Origin of the sequence: Inhella sp. (assembly GCF_027532025.1) — a bacterium.
Lineage (GTDB): Bacteria > Pseudomonadota > Gammaproteobacteria > Burkholderiales > Burkholderiaceae_C > Inhella.
The window spans coordinates 1-17,596 of sequence record NZ_JAPZSY010000072.1 but is presented as its reverse complement, the minus strand read 5'-3'; the positions used below and the strand labels follow the sequence as shown (position 1 = coordinate 17,596).

Genomic DNA, 17,596 nt, shown 5'->3' with positions numbered 1-17,596 from the left:
GGGGCCCCGTGAGCAGGACGTTGACGCCGACCGAGACCAAGCCCGCCTCCAGGGCGGATTCCAGCATGTAGCCCGAAATGCGCGTGTCCTTGCCAATCAGCACGGTGGGGTGACGGCCCGGGGCGGCACGGCGCAGCACTTGGCCCACGGCTTGGCCCAAACGCAGGGCGAAATCGGCCGTGATCGGGGGGCGGCCCACCGTGCCGCGGATGCCATCGGTGCCGAAGTATTGACGCTTGCTCATCTCTTGGAGTTCCCTGGGGTTGCTTGTGCCGGCCATTGTCCCGCAGCCCTCCACACCCGCAGCGCGTCCACCGTGGCCGCCACGTCGTGCACGCGCAGCAGCCGGGCGCCGGCGACCGCGGCAGACAAAGCCGCCGCCAGGCTGGCCGCCAAGCGCTCGCCGACGGGGCGCCCGGTCACCCAACCGAGGGTCGACTTGCGCGACCAACCCGCCAGCACGGGAAAGCCCAAGTCCAGCAAGCGCGGCAAGGCCGCATGCAAAGTCAGGTTCTGCGCCGGCGTCTTGGCAAAGCCAAACCCGGGGTCAAGCACGATCCGATCGGCGGCCACGCCCGCTGCTTGCGCGCGATGGGCCACATGCTCCAGCGCGGCTCGCACCTCGCCCACCACGTCGTCGTACGCCGTGAGCTGCTGCATGCTGCCGGGGTCGCCCCGCATGTGCATCAAACAAACGCCCACCTGCGGATAGGCCGCCACGGCCTCGAGAGCCCCCGGGGCCTGCAAGGCCTGAATGTCGTTGATCGCGTCAGCCCCAACATCCATCGCGCGGCGCATCACCGCCGGCTTGCAGGTGTCGACAGAAACAGGCACGCCCATGCGCACCGCCTCGCGCAACACCGGCGCCAGGCGCTCCCATTCCGTGTCGGCGTCCACACGCGGCGCCCCAGGTCGGCTCGATTCGGCGCCCAAGTCCAACACCTCGGCACCCTCGCGCAACAAACACTCGGCGTGGTGGAGGGCGGCGCGCGCATCGCCCCAAGCCCCGCCATCGGAAAACGAGTCCGGCGTGAGGTTGACGATGCCCATGACCCGGGGCTCGCTCAGGTCCAACGTGAAACGGGCGGTGGTCCAGTGCACAAGACGCTCCGTGAACAACAAGGGCCCCGGAGGGCCCTTGCATGGTGAACGATGGCGAATCGGTCGGGTCAGGCGGTGGCCGTGCTGGCCCCGGCATCGCTCACCGCGCTGCCCCCGCTGGGCGCATCGGACGACGGGCCCGAGCCCCCGCTGCTTTCCTTTGGGGGACGGGGTGGCCGGCCGGACATGATGTCGTCGATCTGCTCGCCGTCGATGGTTTCCCAATCGAGCAAGGCCTTGGCCATGGCGTGCATCTTGTCGGCGTGCTCTTCGATGAGCTTGCGCGCGATGGCGTACTGCTCGTCGATGATGCGGCGCACCTCCGCATCGACCTTGCGCATGGTGTCTTCAGAGATGTTCTTGGTCTGCGTGACCGAACGGCCCAAGAAGACCTCGCCCTCGTTCTCGGCGTAGACCATCGGCCCCAGGCTGTCGGTCATGCCGTAGCGCATCACCATGTCGCGAGCGATGGCGGTGGCGCGCTCGAAGTCGTTGCTGGCGCCCGTGGTCATCTGGCCCATGAACACCTCTTCGGCAATGCGACCGCCGAAGAGCATGGACAGGGTACTCAGCATGCGAATCTTGTCGGTGCTGTAGCGGTCCTTTTCAGGCAACGAAACGGTAACGCCCAGCGCACGGCCACGCGGGATGATGGTGACCTTGTGGACCGGGTCCAGCTTGGGCAGCAAACGGCCGATCAGCGCGTGCCCGGCCTCGTGGTAGGCCGTGTTGCGGCGCTCTTCCTCGTCCATGACCATCGAGCGGCGTTCGGCGCCCATGATGATCTTGTCCTTGGCCCGTTCGAAGTCGATCATCTCGACGATGCGGGCGCTGCGGCGGGCGGCAAACAAGGCGGCCTCGTTGACGAGGTTGGCCAAATCGGCCCCCGAAAAGCCCGGCGTGCCGCGTGCGATGACCTCGGCCTTCACATCGCCGCCCAGGGGCACCTTGCGCATGTGCACGTTGAGGATTTGTTCGCGGCCGCGGATGTCGGGCAGCGTGACGTACACCTGACGGTCGAAGCGGCCCGGGCGCAACAGGGCCGGGTCGAGGATGTCGGGCCGGTTGGTGGCCGCCATCACGATCACCCCCAGGTTGGTCTCGAAGCCGTCCATCTCGACCAGCATCTGGTTCAGCGTCTGCTCGCGTTCGTCGTTGCCACCGCCCAAGCCGGCGCCGCGATGGCGACCCACGGCGTCGATTTCGTCGATGAAGATGATGCAGGGCGCGTTCTTCTTGGCTTGTTCGAACATGTCGCGAACCCGGGCCGCGCCCACGCCGACGAACATCTCCACGAAGTCGGAGCCCGAGATGGTGAAGAAGGGCACCTTGGCCTCGCCGGCGATGGCCTTGGCCAGCAACGTTTTGCCGGTGCCTGGGGGGCCGACCAGCAAGACGCCGCGCGGGATGCGACCGCCCAACTTTTGGAACTTCTGCGGGTCCTTGAGGAAGTCGACCAATTCCTTGACCTCTTCCTTGGCCTCGTCGCAGCCCGCCACGTCAGCAAAGGTCGTACTGTTGTTGTTTTCGTCCAACATCCGGGCCTTGCTCTTGCCGAAGCTGAACGCCCCACCCTTGCCGCCGCCTTGCATCTGGCGCATGTAGTACACCCAAATGCCCACCAGCAGCAACATCGGCCCCCAGCTGATGAGGATGGTCATCAACAGCGACTGCTCTTCGCGAGGCTTGACCTCGACCTGCACCTTGCTCTGCAGCAGGTCGCCCGCGAGGCCCAGATCGCGCGCCATGCCCACGGTGCGCACGGTACCGCCGCTGGCCGTCTTGCCAGTGATCTCCACGTTGCCAGGGCCTTCTTGAATCTGCACGCTGACGATCTCGCCCGAGCGAACCTGCTTCAAGAAGTCCGAGTAGATGATGGTGTCCCCACGCGTGGCCGCTTGGTTGAAGGTCTTGAAGACCATGAACAGCGCCAACAACAGCGCCGCCCAAACGGCGATTTTCGAAAACCACGGGTTATTCACAACGCAATCCTTCCAAACCCCGGTCCGAGGGGAGATGCCGGAGATGCGGTCGATTCTAGGGAGTTCAAGCCCCCGAACGACCCCCAAGACGCAATCGCCGCCCGATGAGAAAGGTTTCCGACGAACGGTCGCGACTGGCCTTGGGTTTCAGGGGCTTGACGGTTTGAAAAGCCGCCTGGAATCGTTTCACCAAAGCGTCGTATCCACTGCCGTGGAACACCTTGCACACCAAGCTGCCCTCGGGTTTGAGGTGTTGGGTGCAAAACTCGATCGCCAGCTCGACCAGGTGCTCGACCCGAGCCGCGTCGGCGGCGCCAATGCCGGAGAGGTTGGGGGCCATGTCGGACACCACCACATCCACCGCGGCCCCGTCCAGCGAGGCCGCCAGTTCGTCGGCCACCGCCTGCTCGCGAAAGTCGCCCTGGATGAACTGCACGCCTTCGATGGGCTCAAAGTCCAGCAAGTCCAGCGCCACGATGCGCCCGTCCAAGGCCCCCACCGCCGCACCGCCCTGCCCCACCGCCTTGGGGGCGAACTTGCGGCGCAGGTACTGGCTCCAGGCGCCGGGCGCCGCACCCAGGTCCACCACCACCTGGCCTGGCTTGATGAGGTGCATGGCCTCGTCGATTTCCTTCAACTTGTAGGCCGCCCGCGAGCGATAGCCTTCCTTTTGGGCCAAACGGACGTAGGGGTCCGTGACGTGGTCGTTCAACCACGCTTTGTTGACCTTCTTGCTCTTGGTTTGAACCTTCATGCCCCAACGATAATCCCGCAATGACTGCATTGACCTTGACGAGCGCCCAGCGGCGCGAGCTGCGCGCTCAGGCGCACCACCTGGAACCCGTGGTGATGATCGGGGGCGACGGCCTGACCGGCGCCGTCACCAAGGAGGCCCACGCGGCGCTCAACGCCCACGGCTTGATCAAGGTGCGCGCCATGATCGACGACCGCGCCACCCGCGACGCCGCTTTCGTGCAGCTCTGCCACGATCTGGATGCCGCGCCGGTGCAGCACATCGGCAAGCTGTTCGTGATCTGGCGCCCCATGCCGGAAAAGACCAAGACCGAGCGCGACGATGCCAAGCCGGGACCCCGCATCGTCAAGATCGTCACCGCCGCCAAGAGCGCCAACCGCCGCCCTCAGGTGAAGAAGGTTCGGCTGCTGGGCAACGAGCGCGTCACGCCCGGTGGCCTGGTCAAGCGCGCGAAGGCGCCGCGCCAGAAGAGCTCGAAGAAGTAAGACTCGCCCAGGCCAAGGCCGCCACGCAGGCGATCTTGGCCGCAAAGCAGGCCATCGACAGGCCGTGCAACAGCGCGAATGAGGCCGGCCCCTGGCCTGCGCGAGCCGCCTCCATGGCGGGCCGGAGGCCATCAAACCCCAGCACGGTGAAGAACAGCGCCGCGATAGGCCAGCACAGGCGCGCCCCGAAGCGCAGGCGCTCCGGGTGGGCTTCGCGCTGACGGCGCTGCTCGATCAGCAGCAACAGCACGCCCAGCACCAGGCTGGTGCGCGCATCCAACAGGAACAACCGGCCGACGTAGGCGCCGGCCTCGGGCCTCGCCAAGGTGGCAAAGGCGTTGGGGGCGGCCATCAAGGCCACCGCCAACAACTGCCCCAGCCAAGCCGCGGCCAGCAGGCTGGCCAGCTTATTCGTAGCGCACCTCGACGATTTCGTAGGCGCGCACGCCACCCGGGGCCTGCACTTCGGCCACGTCGCCGGCTTCCTTGCCGATCAGCGCCCGGGCGATGGGCGAGCTGATCGAGATCTTGCCCTCCTTCAGGTCGGCCTCATCGTCGCCCACGATTTGGTAGGTCACTTCCTGGCCGTTGCTATCGTCGGAGAGGTCGACGGTGGCGCCAAACACCACCTTCCCGCCGGCGTCCAGGGTGGTGGGGTCGATGATTTGGGCGGCTGACAGCTTGCCCTCGATCTCCTGGATGCGGCCCTCGATGAAGCCTTGTTTGTCCTTGGCCGCGTCGTACTCGGCGTTTTCGCTCAAGTCACCCTGGGCGCGGGCTTCGGCAATGGCCTGGATGACGGCCGGGCGCTCCACGTGCTTGAGGCGCTGGAGTTCTTCGCGCAGCTTCTCGGCGCCGCGGACGGTGAGTGGGATCTTGGTGCTCATGGGCGTTCGGTCAAAAGCAAGCCGCCGCCCCGGCGGGCCGGGGCGGCGGCGTGGATGGTGTTGGGCCTGAGTTTAGGCCAGCTCGGCGTGGAGTTCCTGCAAAGCCCGAACCAGCAGGCCGTCTTGGTGCTTCATGCCCTCCACCGCGGCCTCGCAGCCGGCCATGGTGGTGTAGTAGGTCACGCGGGCGGCCAAGGCGGCCTGGCGGATGTAGCGGCTGTCGGCGATGGCGGTGCGGGTTTCGTCCACGGTGGTGAACACCAGCTGGATTTCACCGCCCTTGATCGCGTCGGCGATGTTCGGGCGCCCTTCCTTGATCTTGTTGATGCGTTTGACCGGCACGCCGGCGGCCTCGATGGCGTCGGCCGTGCCGCGCGTGGCGTAGACGCCGAAGCCCAGCGCATGCAAGTCCTTCGCGCAAGCCACCGCGCGCGCCTTGTCGGCGTTCTTCACGGTGAACAACACGTTGCCGCTGCGCGGCAGACGGGAGCCGGCGCCGATCTGGCTCTTGAGCATGGCCTCGCCGAAGGTCTTGGCGGCCCCCATCACCTCGCCGGTGGAGCGCATTTCCGGGCTCAAGATGGGGTCCACGCCCGGGAACTTGTTGAAGGGAAACACCGCTTCTTTGACGCTGTAGTACGGCGGCGTGATTTCCCGCGGCGGCAGGCCGCCCAGGCTGCGCTGGTCCTTGAGCTTCACGCCCGCCATGCAGCGAGCCGCGATCTTGGCCAGCTGCTGACCCGTGGCCTTGCTGACGAAAGGCACGGTGCGCGAGGCGCGCGGGTTCACCTCGAGCACATAGACGGTGCAGGCCGCGAGGCCCCGCGTCACGTCGCCGGTGATGGCGAACTGCACGTTCATCAGGCCCACCACCTTCAGCGCCTTGGCCATGGCTGCCGTCTGGCGACGCAACTCGTCCTGCAAGTCGGCCGCCAAGGTGTAGGGCGGCAGCGAGCAGGCCGAGTCGCCGCTGTGGATGCCGGCGGCCTCGATGTGTTCCATGATGCCGCCGATCAGCACGCCATCGTCACTGGCGCTGCCGTCGCTGATGCAGTCGACGTCCACCTCGACCGCGTCCTCCAGGAAGCGGTCCAGCAACACGGGGCTCTTGTCGGACACGCGCACCGCTTCGCGCATGTAGCGCTCCAGGTCTTTGTCGCCATGCACGATTTCCATCGCGCGGCCGCCCAGCACGTAGCTGGGGCGCACCACCAGGGGGTAGCCGATCTCGTTGGCCAGTTGCAGCGCGGCGTCTTCCGTGCGCGCGGTGCGGTTGGGCGGCTGCTTCAGGCCCAGCGCGTGAAGCAACTGTTGGAAGCGCTCGCGGTCTTCGGCCACGTCGATGCTGTCGGGGCTGGTGCCGATGATGGGCACGCCGGCGCGCTCCAAGTCCAAGGCGAGCTTGAGGGGCGTCTGACCGCCGTACTGCACGATGACGCCGGCGGGCTTTTCTTTGTCGACGATCTCCAGCACGTCCTCCAGCGTGACGGGCTCGAAGTACAGGCGGTCGCTGGTGTCGTAGTCGGTCGAAACGGTTTCCGGGTTGCAATTGACCATGATGGTCTCGTACCCGTCTTCGCGCATCGCCATGGCCGCATGCACGCAGCAGTAGTCGAACTCGATGCCCTGACCGATGCGATTGGGGCCACCGCCCAACACCATGATCTTCTTCTTGTCGCTGGGCTCTGCCTCGCACTCCTCGTCGTAGGTCGAGTAGAGGTAGGCGGTTTCGGTGGCGAACTCGGCCGCGCAGGTGTCCACGCGCTTGTAAACGGGTCGCACATTCAGGGCGTGACGCTGGGCGCGCACGGCGTGCTGGTTGGTGCCCAGCAACGCGGCCAAGCGCCTGTCGCTGAAGCCCTGCTGCTTGTAGGCGCGCAGCTCGGCGGCGCTCAGGCTGACCAGCGTGCGGCCCGCCAAGCGCTGCTCGGCCTCGATGATTTCGGCGATCTCGCGCAAGAACCAGGGATCGATCGAGGTTTCACGCTGGATGTCGCCAAAGGGGATGCCCACCCGGAAGGCGTCGGCCAGGTAGAGGATGCGGTCGGGCCGGGCCTCGCCAATCTGCTCCAGGATTTCGTCGCGGTCGTTGCTCTTGGGCGTCAGGCCGTCGATGCCCGTTTCCAGCCCACGCAGTGCCTTCTGGAAGCTCTCCTGGAAGCTGCGGCCCATGGCCATCACCTCGCCCACCGACTTCATTTGGGTGGTCAGGCGCGAGTCGGCCATCGGGAACTTCTCGAAGGCAAAACGCGGGATCTTGGTGACGACGTAGTCGATCGAAGGCTCGAACGAAGCCGGCGTGGCGCCGCCGGTGATGTCGTTCTTCAACTCGTCCAGCGTGTAGCCCACGGCCAGCTTGGCGGCGATCTTGGCGATCGGGAAGCCCGTGGCTTTGGACGCCAGGGCGGACGAGCGCGACACGCGCGGGTTCATCTCGATGACGATCATGCGGCCGTTGGCCGGGTTGATCGAGAACTGCACGTTGGAGCCGCCGGTGTCCACGCCAATCTCGCGCAGGATGGCGATGGACGCATTGCGCAGGCGCTGGTACTCCTTGTCGGTCAGCGTTTGCGCCGGGGCCACGGTGATCGAGTCGCCGGTGTGGATGCCCATCGGGTCCAGGTTCTCGATCGAGCACACGATGATGCAGTTGTCAGCACGGTCGCGCACGACCTCCATCTCGTACTCTTTCCAACCCAGCAAGCTCTCTTCGATCAGCAACTCGTTGGTGGGGGACAGGTCCAAGCCGCGCTTGCAGATCTCCTCGAACTCCTCCGGGTTGTAGGCGATGCCACCACCGCTGCCGCCCAGCGTGAAGCTGGGGCGGATGACCATGGGGAAGCCGCCGCCGCCAATTTCCGCCTGGATGCGCCGCTGCACGGCCCAAGCCTCGTCCAGCGAATGCGCGATGCCGCTCTTGGCGGAATCGAGCCCGATCTTGGTCATCGCATCTTTGAACTTGCTGCGGTCCTCGGCCTTTTCGATGGCGTGTTCGTTGGCGCCGATCATCTCCACGCCGTACTTGGCCAACACGCCTTCGCGGTGCAGGTCGAGCGCGCAATTCAGCGCCGTTTGGCCACCCATGGTGGGCAGGATGGCGTTGGGGCGCTCCTTGGCGATGATCTTCTCGACCACCTGCCAGGTGATGGGCTCGATGTAGGTCGCATCGGCCGTCTCCGGGTCGGTCATGATGGTCGCCGGGTTGCTGTTGACCAGGATGACGCGGTAGCCCTCTTCGCGCAGGGCCTTGCAGGCCTGGGCGCCGGAGTAATCGAACTCGCAGGCCTGCCCAATGACGATGGGGCCGGCGCCGATGATCAGGATGCTTTGGAGGTCTTGGCGCTTAGGCATTCAGGGACTCCTGCCGGGCCGCCCCAAAGGAGTACCTCGCCCCCTCGGGGGGCAGCGAACGAAGGTGAGCGTGGGGGTTCATTTGTTGTTCTCCATCAGGGCAACGAAACGATCGAACAGGGTGCCGATGTCGTGCGGCCCCGGGCTCGCTTCGGGGTGGCCCTGGAAGCTGAAGGCGGGTTGGTCGGTGCGGGCGATGCCTTGCAGGCTGCCGTCGAACAGGCTGATGTGGGTGGCGCGCAGCGTGGCCGGCAGGGTGTCGGCGTCCACCGCGAAGCCGTGGTTCTGGCTGGTGATGCTCACGCGGCCGCTGTCCAGGTCCTTCACCGGGTGGTTGCCGCCATGGTGGCCGAACTTCATCTTGTAAGTTTTGGCGCCACTGGCCAGGGCCAGGATCTGGTGGCCCAGGCAAATGCCAAAGGTGGGAATGCCGCGCCCCACGAGCTCTTGCGTGGCGGCGATGGCGTAGTCGCAAGGCTCCGGGTCGCCCGGGCCGTTGGACAGAAACACCCCGTCCGGGGCCAGTTCCAGCACGCGCGCGGCCGGCGTTTGCGCCGGCACCACCGTCACGCGGCAGCCGCGGGAGGTGAGCATGCGCAGGATGTTGCGCTTGACGCCGAAGTCGTACGCCACCACGTGCCAGGGCCGCTGTGCCGGCTGCGTGAAGCCCTCGCCTAGGGCCCACTCGCCCTCCGTCCAATCGGTTTCGTCGGTGCGGCTGACCACGCGGGCCAGGTCTTGGCCCGCCATGCTGGGGGCGCCTTGCGCGGCGGCCAGGGCCTCGAACCATTGAGCATCGGTCACGGCCTCGCCGGGAGCCAAGGCCAGGATGCACGCGTTTTGCGCGCCGGTGCGACGCAGGATGCGGGTGAGGCGCCGGGTGTCGATGCCCGCGATGCCCACGCAACCCTCAGCGGCCAGGTAATCCTGAAGGCGCTGTTGGCTGCGGAAGTTGCTGGGCTGTGCGGGCACTTGGCGAACCACCAAGCCAGCGGCGTGGACACGGGTGGACTCGGTGTCCTCCTGGCACACCCCGTAATTGCCGATGTGCGGGTAGGTCAGGGTGACGATCTGCCGGCAGTAGCTCGGGTCGGTCAGGATTTCTTGGTAGCCGGTCAGCGCGGTGTTGAACACCAACTCGCCCACCGTGCGCCCCTGGGCACCGATGGCATGACCGAGAAAGCGTGAACCGTCAGCAAGCACCAGCAGCGCGGCGCCGGTGGAAGGATTGAGCAAATACAAATGGCGGCTCCGTTGTGAGCGCGCCCCGCCTGCCTCATCCGATGCGGCCTCTGCTGGGGATTCGAAGGGGTGTTGGGTTCGAGGCGCGCTGGTTCAGGGTAAACCTGAGGAGTATAGCCGGCGCGGTCTTTCGCGCCCTCGCGGCCGGCGAGCACAAACCCCTTGCAATCCGAAGGCTACGCCCCCATTTGCACCAGGATTCCTAGAATCAAACCGTCTCGTTACTCTCTCTGTCAGGAGTGTTGGCATGAACCAGCCGATGCACGCCCCCTACGGTGGCGTTTCTCTCAACGCCGCGGAACGCAACCGCGTGCTGCGCAACACCTACGCGCTGCTTGCCGTGTCCCTGCTGCCCACGGTGGCCGGTGCCTGGCTGGGCGTCACCACCGGCATCCTGGCCAACATGGGCCTGGGCCTGTCGTTGATCCTGTTCCTCGGGGTGTCCTTTGGCTTCATGTGGGCCATCGAAAAGAACAAGAACCGGGCGTCAGGCGTTTACCTGTTGTTGGGCTTCACCTTCTTCATGGGCCTGATGCTGTCGCGTCTGGTGGGCCGCATCCTGGGCTTCTCCAACGGCGGCACGCTCATCGGCGTCGCCTTCGGCGGCACGGCAGCGGTGTTCTGCGCGATGGCCATGCTGGCGTCGGTGATCAAGCGCGACCTGTCCAACATGGGCAAGTTCCTGACGGTCGGCGCCGTGATCCTGCTCGTCGCCGTGGTGGCCAACATCTTTTTGGCCTCCAGCGCTCTGATGCTGACCATCATCGTGGCCATGCTCGGCCTGTTCAGCGCCTTCTTGCTGTACGACCTGAAGCGCATCATGGACGGCGGCGAAACCAACTACGTGTCGGCCACGCTGGCGGTCTACCTGGACCTGTACAACATCTTCCAGAGCCTGCTGTCGCTGCTGGGCATCTTCGGCGGCGAGCGCGAGTAAGCCCACTCCCTCACGAACCAAGGGGCCCCGCGGGGCCCCTTGCTCATGGGCGGTCGAACACCGCGATGCTTTCGGTGTGCGCCGTGTGCGGAAACATGTTCACCACGCCCGCCGCGCTCAGCCGGTAGCCCCCCAAGTGCACCAGCACACCAGCGTCGCGCGCCAGGGTGGCGGGGTTGCAGCTCACGTACACGATGCGCCGCGGCGGCACCCAACCGGGCGCCTGACTGGGGTCCTGCACGGCATCGGCCACGGCCTTGGCCAGGGCGAAAGCGCCCTCGCGCGGCGGGTCCACCAGCCAGCGGTCGGCTGCGCCGTAGCGAACCAAATCGGCGGGGGCGATCTCGAACAAGTTGCGCGCCTCGAAGGTGGCGTTGCCGATGCCGTTGAAGCGGGCGTTTTCCCGCGAGCGGGCCACCAGCGCCTCACTGCCTTCCAAGCCCAGCACCTGGGCGGCCTGTCGGGCGATGGGCAGCGTGAAGTTGCCCAGGCCGCAAAACCAATCGATGACGCGCTCGCCGGGCTGGATGGCCAAGAGCCGCAAGGCGCGCTCGACCAGCAGGCGGTTGATGTCGTGGTTGACCTGCGTGAAGTCGGTGGGCCGAAAGGGCATGGTGATGCCGAACTCGGGCAGGCGGTAGGCCAGCAGCGGCCCCCCCTCGTCGAGCAGGTGCACGCTGTCGGGGCCCTTGGGCTGCAGCCACCATTGCACACCGTGCTCGGCGCCAAAGGCGCGCAGCAGCGCTTGGTCCCGCGCCGACAGCGGCTCCAAGTTGCGCAGCACCAAGGCCGTCACCTCGTCCCCCATGGCCAGTTCGATCTGGGGCAGGCGCTCGCGGGCGTCCATGGCCCCGACGAGGGCCCGCAGCGGCATCAGCAGCGCGCTGACGGCCGCAGGCAAGACCGCGCAGGTCTGCATGTCGGCCACGTAGCGGCTCTTTCGCTCGTGAAAGCCGATCAGCACCGTGCCCTTCTTGGCCACGTAGCGCACCGACAGGCGCGCCCGCTTGCGGTAGCCCCAGGGCGCGCCCTCCATGGGCCGCAGCACGCACTCCGGGCTGAGCTTGGCCAGGTGCTTGAGGCTGTCTTCCAAGGCCCGCTGCTTGACGGCCACCTGGGCCGACGGGTGCAGGTGCTGCATCTTGCAGCCGCCGCAGGCGCCCTCGTGCAAGCCGAAGTGCGGACATGCCGGGCGCACGCGCAAGGCGCTCTCGTGCCGCAGGGCCGTGAGCGTGCCCTGTTCCCAATTGTTTTTGCGCCGGCCGATGCTGGCCTGCACCCATTCACCGGGCAAAGCCCCGTCGATGAAAACCACCTTGCCGTCGGCGCGATGCGCCACGCCTTGAGCCTCCAGGTCGATGGATTCGACGCGGAGCCATTCGTCTTGTGCTGTCATGGCCCGGATTAGAACAAGGCCCCAGGGCCTGGGGCGCCGTGCAGACTAGGGGCGAGGCGGCAGGAGTCGGGCCGGATCGACCGGCTTGCCCTTGCGACGGATCTCGAAGTGCAACTTCACGCCGTCCGCGTCGGTGTTGCCCATCTCGGCGATCTGCTGACCGCGCTTAACGACTTGGTCCTCTTTGACCAGCAGCGACTGGTTGTGCGCGTATGCCGTGAGGTAGGTGTCGTTGTGCTTCACGATGACCATGTTGCCGTAGCCGCGCAGGCCAGAGCCGGCGTACATCACGCGGCCATCGGCGGCCGCAAACACCGGGTCGCCCGGCTTGCCGGCGATGGACAGGCCCTTGATGTTGCGGGCTTCGTCAAACGGCGCGGTCACAGCCCCGCTGGCGGGCCAGGCCCACGCGGGCTCGCCTTCGACGGCGGGGGCGATGGCGACGGGCTGCGGCGCGGGGGGCGCCACCACGGCCACCGGCGCGCCCGCGGGCAGGGGATTGGTGGCCGGCTTGGCCTCGCTGCGCGCGGGCTCCAGGGGGCGGCTCTCGGCCGCCGGCGCCGGGGCGACCGGGCGCGTGGCGGCCACGTCGGTGGCGCCGGGGGGCAGCACGCGGAGCACCTGGCCCACTTCGATCAGGTTGGGGTTGTCCAGCCCATTCCAGCGGGCCACATCGCGCCAGCTTTGGCCTTGGTCGAGGGCGATGCGAATGAGCGTGTCGCCCGGCTTCACCGTGTAGAACCCTGGGCGGGCCGGCTCAGGGGCGGGTGCGGGTGGTTTGACGTCGACCGGCTTGGGGGCCGCCGCCGGGGGCGCCACGGCGGGCGAGCGGTCTTCCACGGGCGCGCGGTGGGGCTTGGTCGGTGCGCAGGCGGCCAACACCAGAAGGGCCACCAGGGGCAGGACGCGAGCAGGCTCAAAAAGGCGCGACACGGAGGCGTTCAAGGGCATCTCGGGGGGCTGCAGCGCGTGGGGGCTCGCGCCGGGTTCAAACAAGCCCAGATCTTAGGGGAACGAAGTGCACGCCCTCGACGGTCTGGCGCACCCACTCGCTGCGACCGCCGCTCAGGACATGGTCAACAACGGTCAGAGCCTGACCGCCGCCCGCTTGCTGTGTGGGCGCCACCAGCCGCCCCCCCGGGGCCAGCGCCTGCAGCCACGCGGCCGGGATGTCATCGCCACCGGCGGCAGACACGATGCTGTCGAAAGGCCCTCGCCAGGCGTCGACCGATTGCCCATCGGCGTGCAGCAGGCGCGGCGTGCGGGCCCAGCCCAGTTCCGGCTGCAAGGCCGCCAAGCGCTGCAGCGCGCCTTGGTGCAGCGCCAGGATGCGCTCCACCGACACCAACTCCGACGCCAAGCCCGCCAACACCGCGGCCTGGTAGCCGCAGCCGGTGCCGATTTCGAGCGTGCGGCCCAGGCCACCGCGCTGCTGGGCGCCCTGCCCCTCGCGCAGCAGGCTGAGCATGCGCGCCACGACCGAGGGCTTGGAGATGGTTTGCCCATGCCCGATGGGCAGGGCGGTGTCCTCGTAGGCCTGTGGGGCCAACGCGCTGTCAACGAAGCGATGGCGCGGCACCCGCTCCATGGCCTGCAGCACCGCCTCGTCCAAGCGCCCCCCCCGGCGCAGCCGCTCCACCATGCGCAGGCGCACACCGGGCGAATCCAGGCCGATGCCGCTGGGGGCGACGAGCCGAGCGGCGTCCGACACCGCTTGGCTCACCAGCCGCTGCGGGCGCAGGACACGGTTCATGCCAAGCGCTGCCGCCAGCGGTCCAGGTGGGCGTGGTGGGTCAGGTCCACTTGCAGCGGCGTGATCGAGACCCGGCTTTGGGCCACCGCCCCGAAGTCGGTGCCCTCGCCGGCTTCGCGCACGTCGCCGGGCGGGCCGATCCAGTAAATGACCTCCCCACGCGGGTTGACCTGCGAGTACGAGGCCGAGTTGGCGTGGCGTCGCCCCAGGCGGGTGATTTCGCGAGGCAAGCGATCGGCATGCGGGTGGTTGGGGATGTTGACGTTGAGCAAGAACGGCTCGTCCAGCGGCCCAACCAGCACCTGCTCGACGATGCTGCGCGCCGTGCGGGCCGCGGCATCGAGCTCGTGCCAATCGCGCTCGGCCTGCGAAAACGCAATGGCCGGGATGCCGAACAAATAGCCCTCGGTGGCCGCCGCCACGGTGCCGGAGTAAATGGTGTCGTCGCCCATGTTGGCGCCGTTGTTGATGCCGCTCAGCACCAGGTCGGGGCGCCAGTCGCCGAGCAGGCCGGTCAGGGCCAGGTGCACGCTGTCGGACGGGGTGCCGTTCACGAAGCGAAACCCGTTGGCGCCGCGGTGCACGTTGAGCGGCCGGTGCAAGGACAGCGAGTTGGACGTGCCGCTGGCGTTCTGCTCGGGCGCGATGACCTCGATCTCGCCCAGGCCCTGGCAGGCTTGCACCAAAGCCGCCAGCCCGGGGGCCAGGTAGCCGTCGTCGTTCGCAATGAGGATTCGCATGCTGCGGATTGTAGGAAGGCGTCTGACGCGGCGAGGCGCCGCTTCCGGGCGACACTGCGCGCCGATCGCGCCCCGTGGACGGGGGGCGCTGGACGCGAGGCCCTTCGGTAGCATCGGGCCGTTACTGCAAGGTTCTCATGTCGGTCAAAGTTCTCATCGTTGAAGACAACCCGGTGGCGCGCAGCTTCCTGTGCAAGGTGGTGCGCGAAAGCTTCAGCGACGACCTGGAAATCATCGAGGCGGGCGATCTGGAAGGCGCCCGCAGCGAACTCAAGACCCATGGCGTGGACCCTCTGGGCGGCTTCAAGCTGGCGCTGGTGGACCTGGAATTGCCCGACGGCAATGGCATGGACTTGCTCACCGCCTTGGCCGGCACGCCGCTGCTCAAGGTGGTGACCACCCTGTACTCCGACGACGACCACCTCTTTCCGGCCCTGCAATGCGGCGCCGATGGCTACTTGCTCAAGGAAGACCGGTTCGAGGTGCTGGTGGAGGAGTTGCAGCGCATCGTGCGCGGGCAACCGCCGTTGTCGCCGGCCATCGCCCGACGGCTGCTTGGGCACTTCCGGACCTCGAACAGCGACCCCGGCGCCACCGGCTTGGCCTCGGGCTTCTGGGCCCTGGGCTCAATGGGCTCGCCCTCGCGGCCCGTGCCGCTGGACCCGATGCACGGCGAGACCATCCGCCTGTCGCCGAGGGAAAACGAGGTGCTCACCTACCTCAGCAAGGGCTTCACCATCAAGGAAATCGCCAACCTGATGGGCATCAAGTGGTACACGGTGAACGACCACATCAAGTCGATCTACAAGAAGCTGAACGTTTCCAGCCGGGCCGAGGCGGCCGTGCTGGCCAGCAAACAGGGCTTGGTGTAGGTCGCGGCGGCTCAGAACCACACCAGCAGGCGCGACAGCCAACGCGGCAGGCGCTCCGGTTCGGGGCGGTAGACCAAGCGGAAATCGTGTTTGTTCATGGGGCACTCCTGTGTTTCCATACACTGTACAAAACAACAGCCATTGACGCCACCTCGGGCTGACCCGAAGGCCCGCCACAATGGCGCGATGCAGACCAACCGCCCCCACAGCAGCCCGCTTGGCCACGACCACGAGGTGTTGAGCCAGGCGCTGGCGTGGCGGCAGCAAGGGCATTCGGTGGTGCTGGCCACCGTGCTCAGCACCTTTGGCGGCAGCCCCCGGCCGCCGGGCTCCATGGCCGCCATCCGGGACGACGGATGCGTCGTGGGCTCGGTGTCGGGCGGCTGCGTCGAAGACGACCTCGTGCACGAGGTGCGCGAGGGCCGATGGTTCGGTGGCGAACCGGCGCCCGTGTTGCGCGTGTTTGGCGCCCAAGCGGCCGAACAGGCCCGCTACCGACTGCCCTGCAACAACACCTTGCGCGTCGCCCTGGAGTCGCATTGGGCGCCCGAGGTGGTGGCCGAGGCCGTGGACGCCATCGAGCGGCGGCGCACCGTGCGGCGGCACGTGGCCTGGCGCGATGGCGCTTCGCGCCTGGAAGCCTCAGCGGCCGACCAGGGCGTCGAGGAGGACGAGCGCGGCTTTTGGACCGCCCTCGGGCCCCACTACCGGGCGCTGGTGGTGGGCGCGTCGGAACTGGGGCGCGACCTCACCCGCCTGCTGCTGACGCTGGACTTTGACGTTCGCGTGTGCGACCCGCGGCCCGAGTACGCCGACACCTGGCCCTGGACCGACGTGCCGCTGAGCCGCGAGCAGCCCGACGACTGGCTGCGGCTGCAGCCGCCGGACGGGCGCACGGCCGTCATCGCCGTTTCGCACGACCCCAAGGTGGACGACCTGGCGCTGCTGGAGGCCCTGCCCTCGCCGGCGTTTTACGTCGGCGCCATCGGCTCGCCCAGCACCTCGGCGCGGCGCCGGGCGCGCTTGGTGGACCTGGGCTTGAGCCCGGCCGCCGCCGAGCGCCTGCACGGCCCGGTGGGGCTGAACATCGGCTCGCGCACGCCGGCCGAAATCGCGGTGTCCATCGCCGCCCACCTCATTCAGTCGCGGCGCCAGTGGCTCGCGCAACCGGGTCAGGGCACGGCATCGCCCCAAGGCGACTGAGCGGCCGAGGGTCGGACGGGCCCGCCCGGCAGCGCGGGCCGAGGGCGCTTTCGCCACACCGGGGCCGGGGGCGCGCGCATTCGGTGTTGCACTGCGGCATGATGGGAAGTGGTTCCGTTACCGCTGGCACCGCACCATGAAGACCGTACTCATCGTCGAGGATCAAGCCGAAATTCGCGAACTCATCCGGGTGACCCTGGAGTTTGACCGCTTCGACCTGCACGAGGCCGCTTCGGGCGCCGAAGGGCTGGCGGCGGCCGAGCGCCTGAAGCCCGACTTGGTGATGCTGGACGTGGTGATGCCCGGCGGCCTGGATGGCGTGGAGGTGTGCAAACGCATTCGCGCCCACCCCGACCTCGGACACACCCGCGTGGTCATGCTGTCGGCCAAAAGCCAGGCCGCTGATTTGAGCGCGGGCAAAGACGCCGGCGCCGACGCCTACCTGACCAAGCCTTTCAGCCCGCTGGAGTTGATGGACGTGGTGCAGCGCGTGCTGCGCTGACATTAACGCCACACCCACCCCTGCAACCCCGGGATGACCCCGAGCCCCGCGGGCGGCGCGGCTTGCCAACAATGCGCGCGCCAGCCCGGGCTGCTGTCCTGATGGCGGCTGGCACCGCTTCTTTGAAACCCCCGCCCTGAGGACCCCGCCCGTGAGCCGTCGCCCCCCCCCCCCCCGCGTTTACCCTGATCAGCACCCGCACCTGGGCCTGAGGGCCCTGACCTGGGCTCGCTTGGGCCTGGCGATGGCCGCCGCCGTGCTGACGGCCGCTTGCGGTGGTGGTGGCGGCGGTGGGGGGCCCCCCCCCCGGGCGCCCCCCACCCCCCCCCCCCCCCCCCCCCCCCGCCCGGGGGGGCCCCCCCCCCGGCCCGCGGCAACCAACCGGCCCCCC

16 protein-coding genes and 1 pseudogene are annotated in these 17,596 nt (G+C 67.8%); 5 read left to right on the top strand and 12 right to left on the bottom strand.

Going from position 1 to position 17,596, the window contains the following annotated elements; translation table 11 throughout:
- The 4 genes and pseudogenes from glmM to O9335_RS10420 all read right to left on the bottom strand — a co-directional run.
- A pseudogene (gene glmM / locus O9335_RS10435) lies at positions 1-244 on the bottom strand (phosphoglucosamine mutase); the annotation flags it as partial.
- Positions 241-1,101 carry a dihydropteroate synthase gene (gene folP / locus O9335_RS10430; RefSeq protein ID WP_298387589.1) on the bottom strand — a complete coding sequence of 287 codons (861 nt, stop codon included), beginning with the start codon at positions 1,099-1,101 and terminating at the stop codon, positions 241-243. The gene folP and the pseudogene glmM, both read right to left, overlap by 4 nt.
- Positions 1,102-1,169: 68 nt before the next feature.
- Positions 1,170-3,083 (bottom strand): ATP-dependent zinc metalloprotease FtsH, encoded by a 1,914-nt coding sequence (gene ftsH / locus O9335_RS10425; RefSeq protein WP_298387586.1) that lies wholly within the window; start codon positions 3,081-3,083, stop codon positions 1,170-1,172.
- 64 nt (positions 3,084-3,147) lie between these two features.
- On the bottom strand, positions 3,148-3,837 hold the full coding sequence (locus O9335_RS10420) for an RlmE family RNA methyltransferase (RefSeq protein WP_298387583.1): 690 nt from the start codon (positions 3,835-3,837) through the stop codon (positions 3,148-3,150).
- 20 nt (positions 3,838-3,857) lie between these two features.
- Between O9335_RS10420 and O9335_RS10415 the strand changes: the two genes are divergently transcribed.
- On the top strand, positions 3,858-4,322 hold the full coding sequence (locus O9335_RS10415; protein WP_298387580.1) for a YhbY family RNA-binding protein: 465 nt from the start codon (positions 3,858-3,860) through the stop codon (positions 4,320-4,322).
- Here the strand turns inward: O9335_RS10415 and O9335_RS10410 are convergent.
- The 4 genes from O9335_RS10410 to carA form a co-directional block, all read right to left on the bottom strand.
- Positions 4,279-4,773 (bottom strand): DUF4149 domain-containing protein, encoded by a 495-nt coding sequence (locus O9335_RS10410; protein ID WP_298387577.1) that lies wholly within the window; start codon positions 4,771-4,773, stop codon positions 4,279-4,281. The two genes, O9335_RS10415 and O9335_RS10410, sit on opposite strands and share 44 nt — an antisense overlap.
- Positions 4,730-5,209 (bottom strand): transcription elongation factor GreA, encoded by a 480-nt coding sequence (gene greA, locus O9335_RS10405; protein ID WP_298387574.1) that lies wholly within the window; start codon positions 5,207-5,209, stop codon positions 4,730-4,732. The genes O9335_RS10410 and greA overlap by 44 nt, the downstream gene beginning before the upstream one ends.
- 72 nt (positions 5,210-5,281) lie before the next feature.
- Positions 5,282-8,560 carry a carbamoyl-phosphate synthase large subunit gene (gene carB / locus O9335_RS10400; protein WP_298387571.1) on the bottom strand — a complete coding sequence of 1,093 codons (3,279 nt, stop codon included), beginning with the start codon at positions 8,558-8,560 and terminating at the stop codon, positions 5,282-5,284.
- A 78-nt stretch (positions 8,561-8,638) separates the two neighbouring features.
- Entirely contained in the window at positions 8,639-9,796 is a 1,158-nt protein-coding gene (gene carA / locus O9335_RS10395; RefSeq protein ID WP_298387568.1) for a glutamine-hydrolyzing carbamoyl-phosphate synthase small subunit, read from the bottom strand.
- A gap of 253 nt (positions 9,797-10,049) precedes the next feature.
- Between carA and O9335_RS10390 the strand changes: the two genes are divergently transcribed.
- Positions 10,050-10,739 (top strand): Bax inhibitor-1 family protein, encoded by a 690-nt coding sequence (locus O9335_RS10390; protein WP_298387565.1) that lies wholly within the window; start codon positions 10,050-10,052, stop codon positions 10,737-10,739.
- Between the two features lie 43 nt (positions 10,740-10,782).
- Here the strand turns inward: O9335_RS10390 and rlmD are convergent, their stop codons facing one another.
- The 4 genes from rlmD to surE are packed head-to-tail and all read right to left on the bottom strand — an operon-like array spanning position 10,783 to position 14,628.
- Positions 10,783-12,135 (bottom strand): 23S rRNA (uracil(1939)-C(5))-methyltransferase RlmD, encoded by a 1,353-nt coding sequence (rlmD, locus tag O9335_RS10385; protein WP_298387562.1) that lies wholly within the window; start codon positions 12,133-12,135, stop codon positions 10,783-10,785.
- A 45-nt stretch (positions 12,136-12,180) separates the two neighbouring features.
- On the bottom strand, positions 12,181-13,080 hold the full coding sequence (locus O9335_RS10380) for a peptidoglycan DD-metalloendopeptidase family protein (protein ID WP_298387557.1): 900 nt from the start codon (positions 13,078-13,080) through the stop codon (positions 12,181-12,183).
- A gap of 43 nt (positions 13,081-13,123) precedes the next feature.
- Positions 13,124-13,888 carry a protein-L-isoaspartate O-methyltransferase gene (locus O9335_RS10375; RefSeq protein ID WP_298387555.1) on the bottom strand — a complete coding sequence of 255 codons (765 nt, stop codon included), beginning with the start codon at positions 13,886-13,888 and terminating at the stop codon, positions 13,124-13,126.
- Complete coding sequence (gene surE / locus O9335_RS10370; RefSeq protein WP_298387553.1) at positions 13,885-14,628, bottom strand: 5'/3'-nucleotidase SurE; 744 nt, start codon at positions 14,626-14,628, stop codon at positions 13,885-13,887. Before surE ends, O9335_RS10375 begins: the two co-directional genes overlap by 4 nt.
- A gap of 137 nt (positions 14,629-14,765) precedes the next feature.
- Here surE and O9335_RS10365 point away from each other — a divergent pair, with 137 nt between their 5' ends.
- The 3 genes from O9335_RS10365 to O9335_RS10355 all read left to right on the top strand — a co-directional run bounded on the left by O9335_RS10365 (position 14,766) and on the right by O9335_RS10355 (position 17,205).
- Positions 14,766-15,500 (top strand): response regulator transcription factor, encoded by a 735-nt coding sequence (locus O9335_RS10365; RefSeq protein WP_298387550.1) that lies wholly within the window; start codon positions 14,766-14,768, stop codon positions 15,498-15,500.
- A 186-nt stretch (positions 15,501-15,686) separates the two neighbouring features.
- Positions 15,687-16,703, top strand: a complete 1,017-nt coding sequence (locus tag O9335_RS10360) for an XdhC family protein (RefSeq protein ID WP_298387547.1) — start codon at positions 15,687-15,689, stop codon at positions 16,701-16,703.
- A 136-nt stretch (positions 16,704-16,839) separates the two neighbouring features.
- Positions 16,840-17,205, top strand: a complete 366-nt coding sequence (locus O9335_RS10355; RefSeq protein WP_298387545.1) for a response regulator — start codon at positions 16,840-16,842, stop codon at positions 17,203-17,205.
- The last annotated feature ends 391 nt before the right edge of the window (positions 17,206-17,596 follow it).

Excerpts from the sequence above, each read along its gene's own strand:
- O9335_RS10360 (WP_298387547.1), top strand. The coding sequence starts at position 15,687 with ATGCAGACCAACCGCCCCCACAGCAGCCCGCTTGGCCACGACCACGAG.
- rlmD (WP_298387562.1), bottom strand. The coding sequence starts at position 12,135 with ATGACAGCACAAGACGAATGGCTCCGCGTCGAATCCATCGACCTGGAG.
- O9335_RS10415 (WP_298387580.1), top strand. The coding sequence starts at position 3,858 with ATGACTGCATTGACCTTGACGAGCGCCCAGCGGCGCGAGCTGCGCGCT.
- O9335_RS10390 (WP_298387565.1), top strand. The coding sequence starts at position 10,050 with ATGAACCAGCCGATGCACGCCCCCTACGGTGGCGTTTCTCTCAACGCC.
- greA (WP_298387574.1), bottom strand. The coding sequence starts at position 5,209 with ATGAGCACCAAGATCCCACTCACCGTCCGCGGCGCCGAGAAGCTGCGC.
- O9335_RS10375 (WP_298387555.1), bottom strand. The coding sequence starts at position 13,888 with ATGAACCGTGTCCTGCGCCCGCAGCGGCTGGTGAGCCAAGCGGTGTCG.
- surE (WP_298387553.1), bottom strand. The coding sequence starts at position 14,628 with ATGCGAATCCTCATTGCGAACGACGACGGCTACCTGGCCCCCGGGCTG.
- O9335_RS10365 (WP_298387550.1), top strand. The coding sequence starts at position 14,766 with ATGTCGGTCAAAGTTCTCATCGTTGAAGACAACCCGGTGGCGCGCAGC.
- carB (WP_298387571.1), bottom strand. The coding sequence starts at position 8,560 with ATGCCTAAGCGCCAAGACCTCCAAAGCATCCTGATCATCGGCGCCGGC.
- O9335_RS10420 (WP_298387583.1), bottom strand. The coding sequence starts at position 3,837 with ATGAAGGTTCAAACCAAGAGCAAGAAGGTCAACAAAGCGTGGTTGAAC.
- O9335_RS10355 (WP_298387545.1), top strand. The coding sequence starts at position 16,840 with ATGAAGACCGTACTCATCGTCGAGGATCAAGCCGAAATTCGCGAACTC.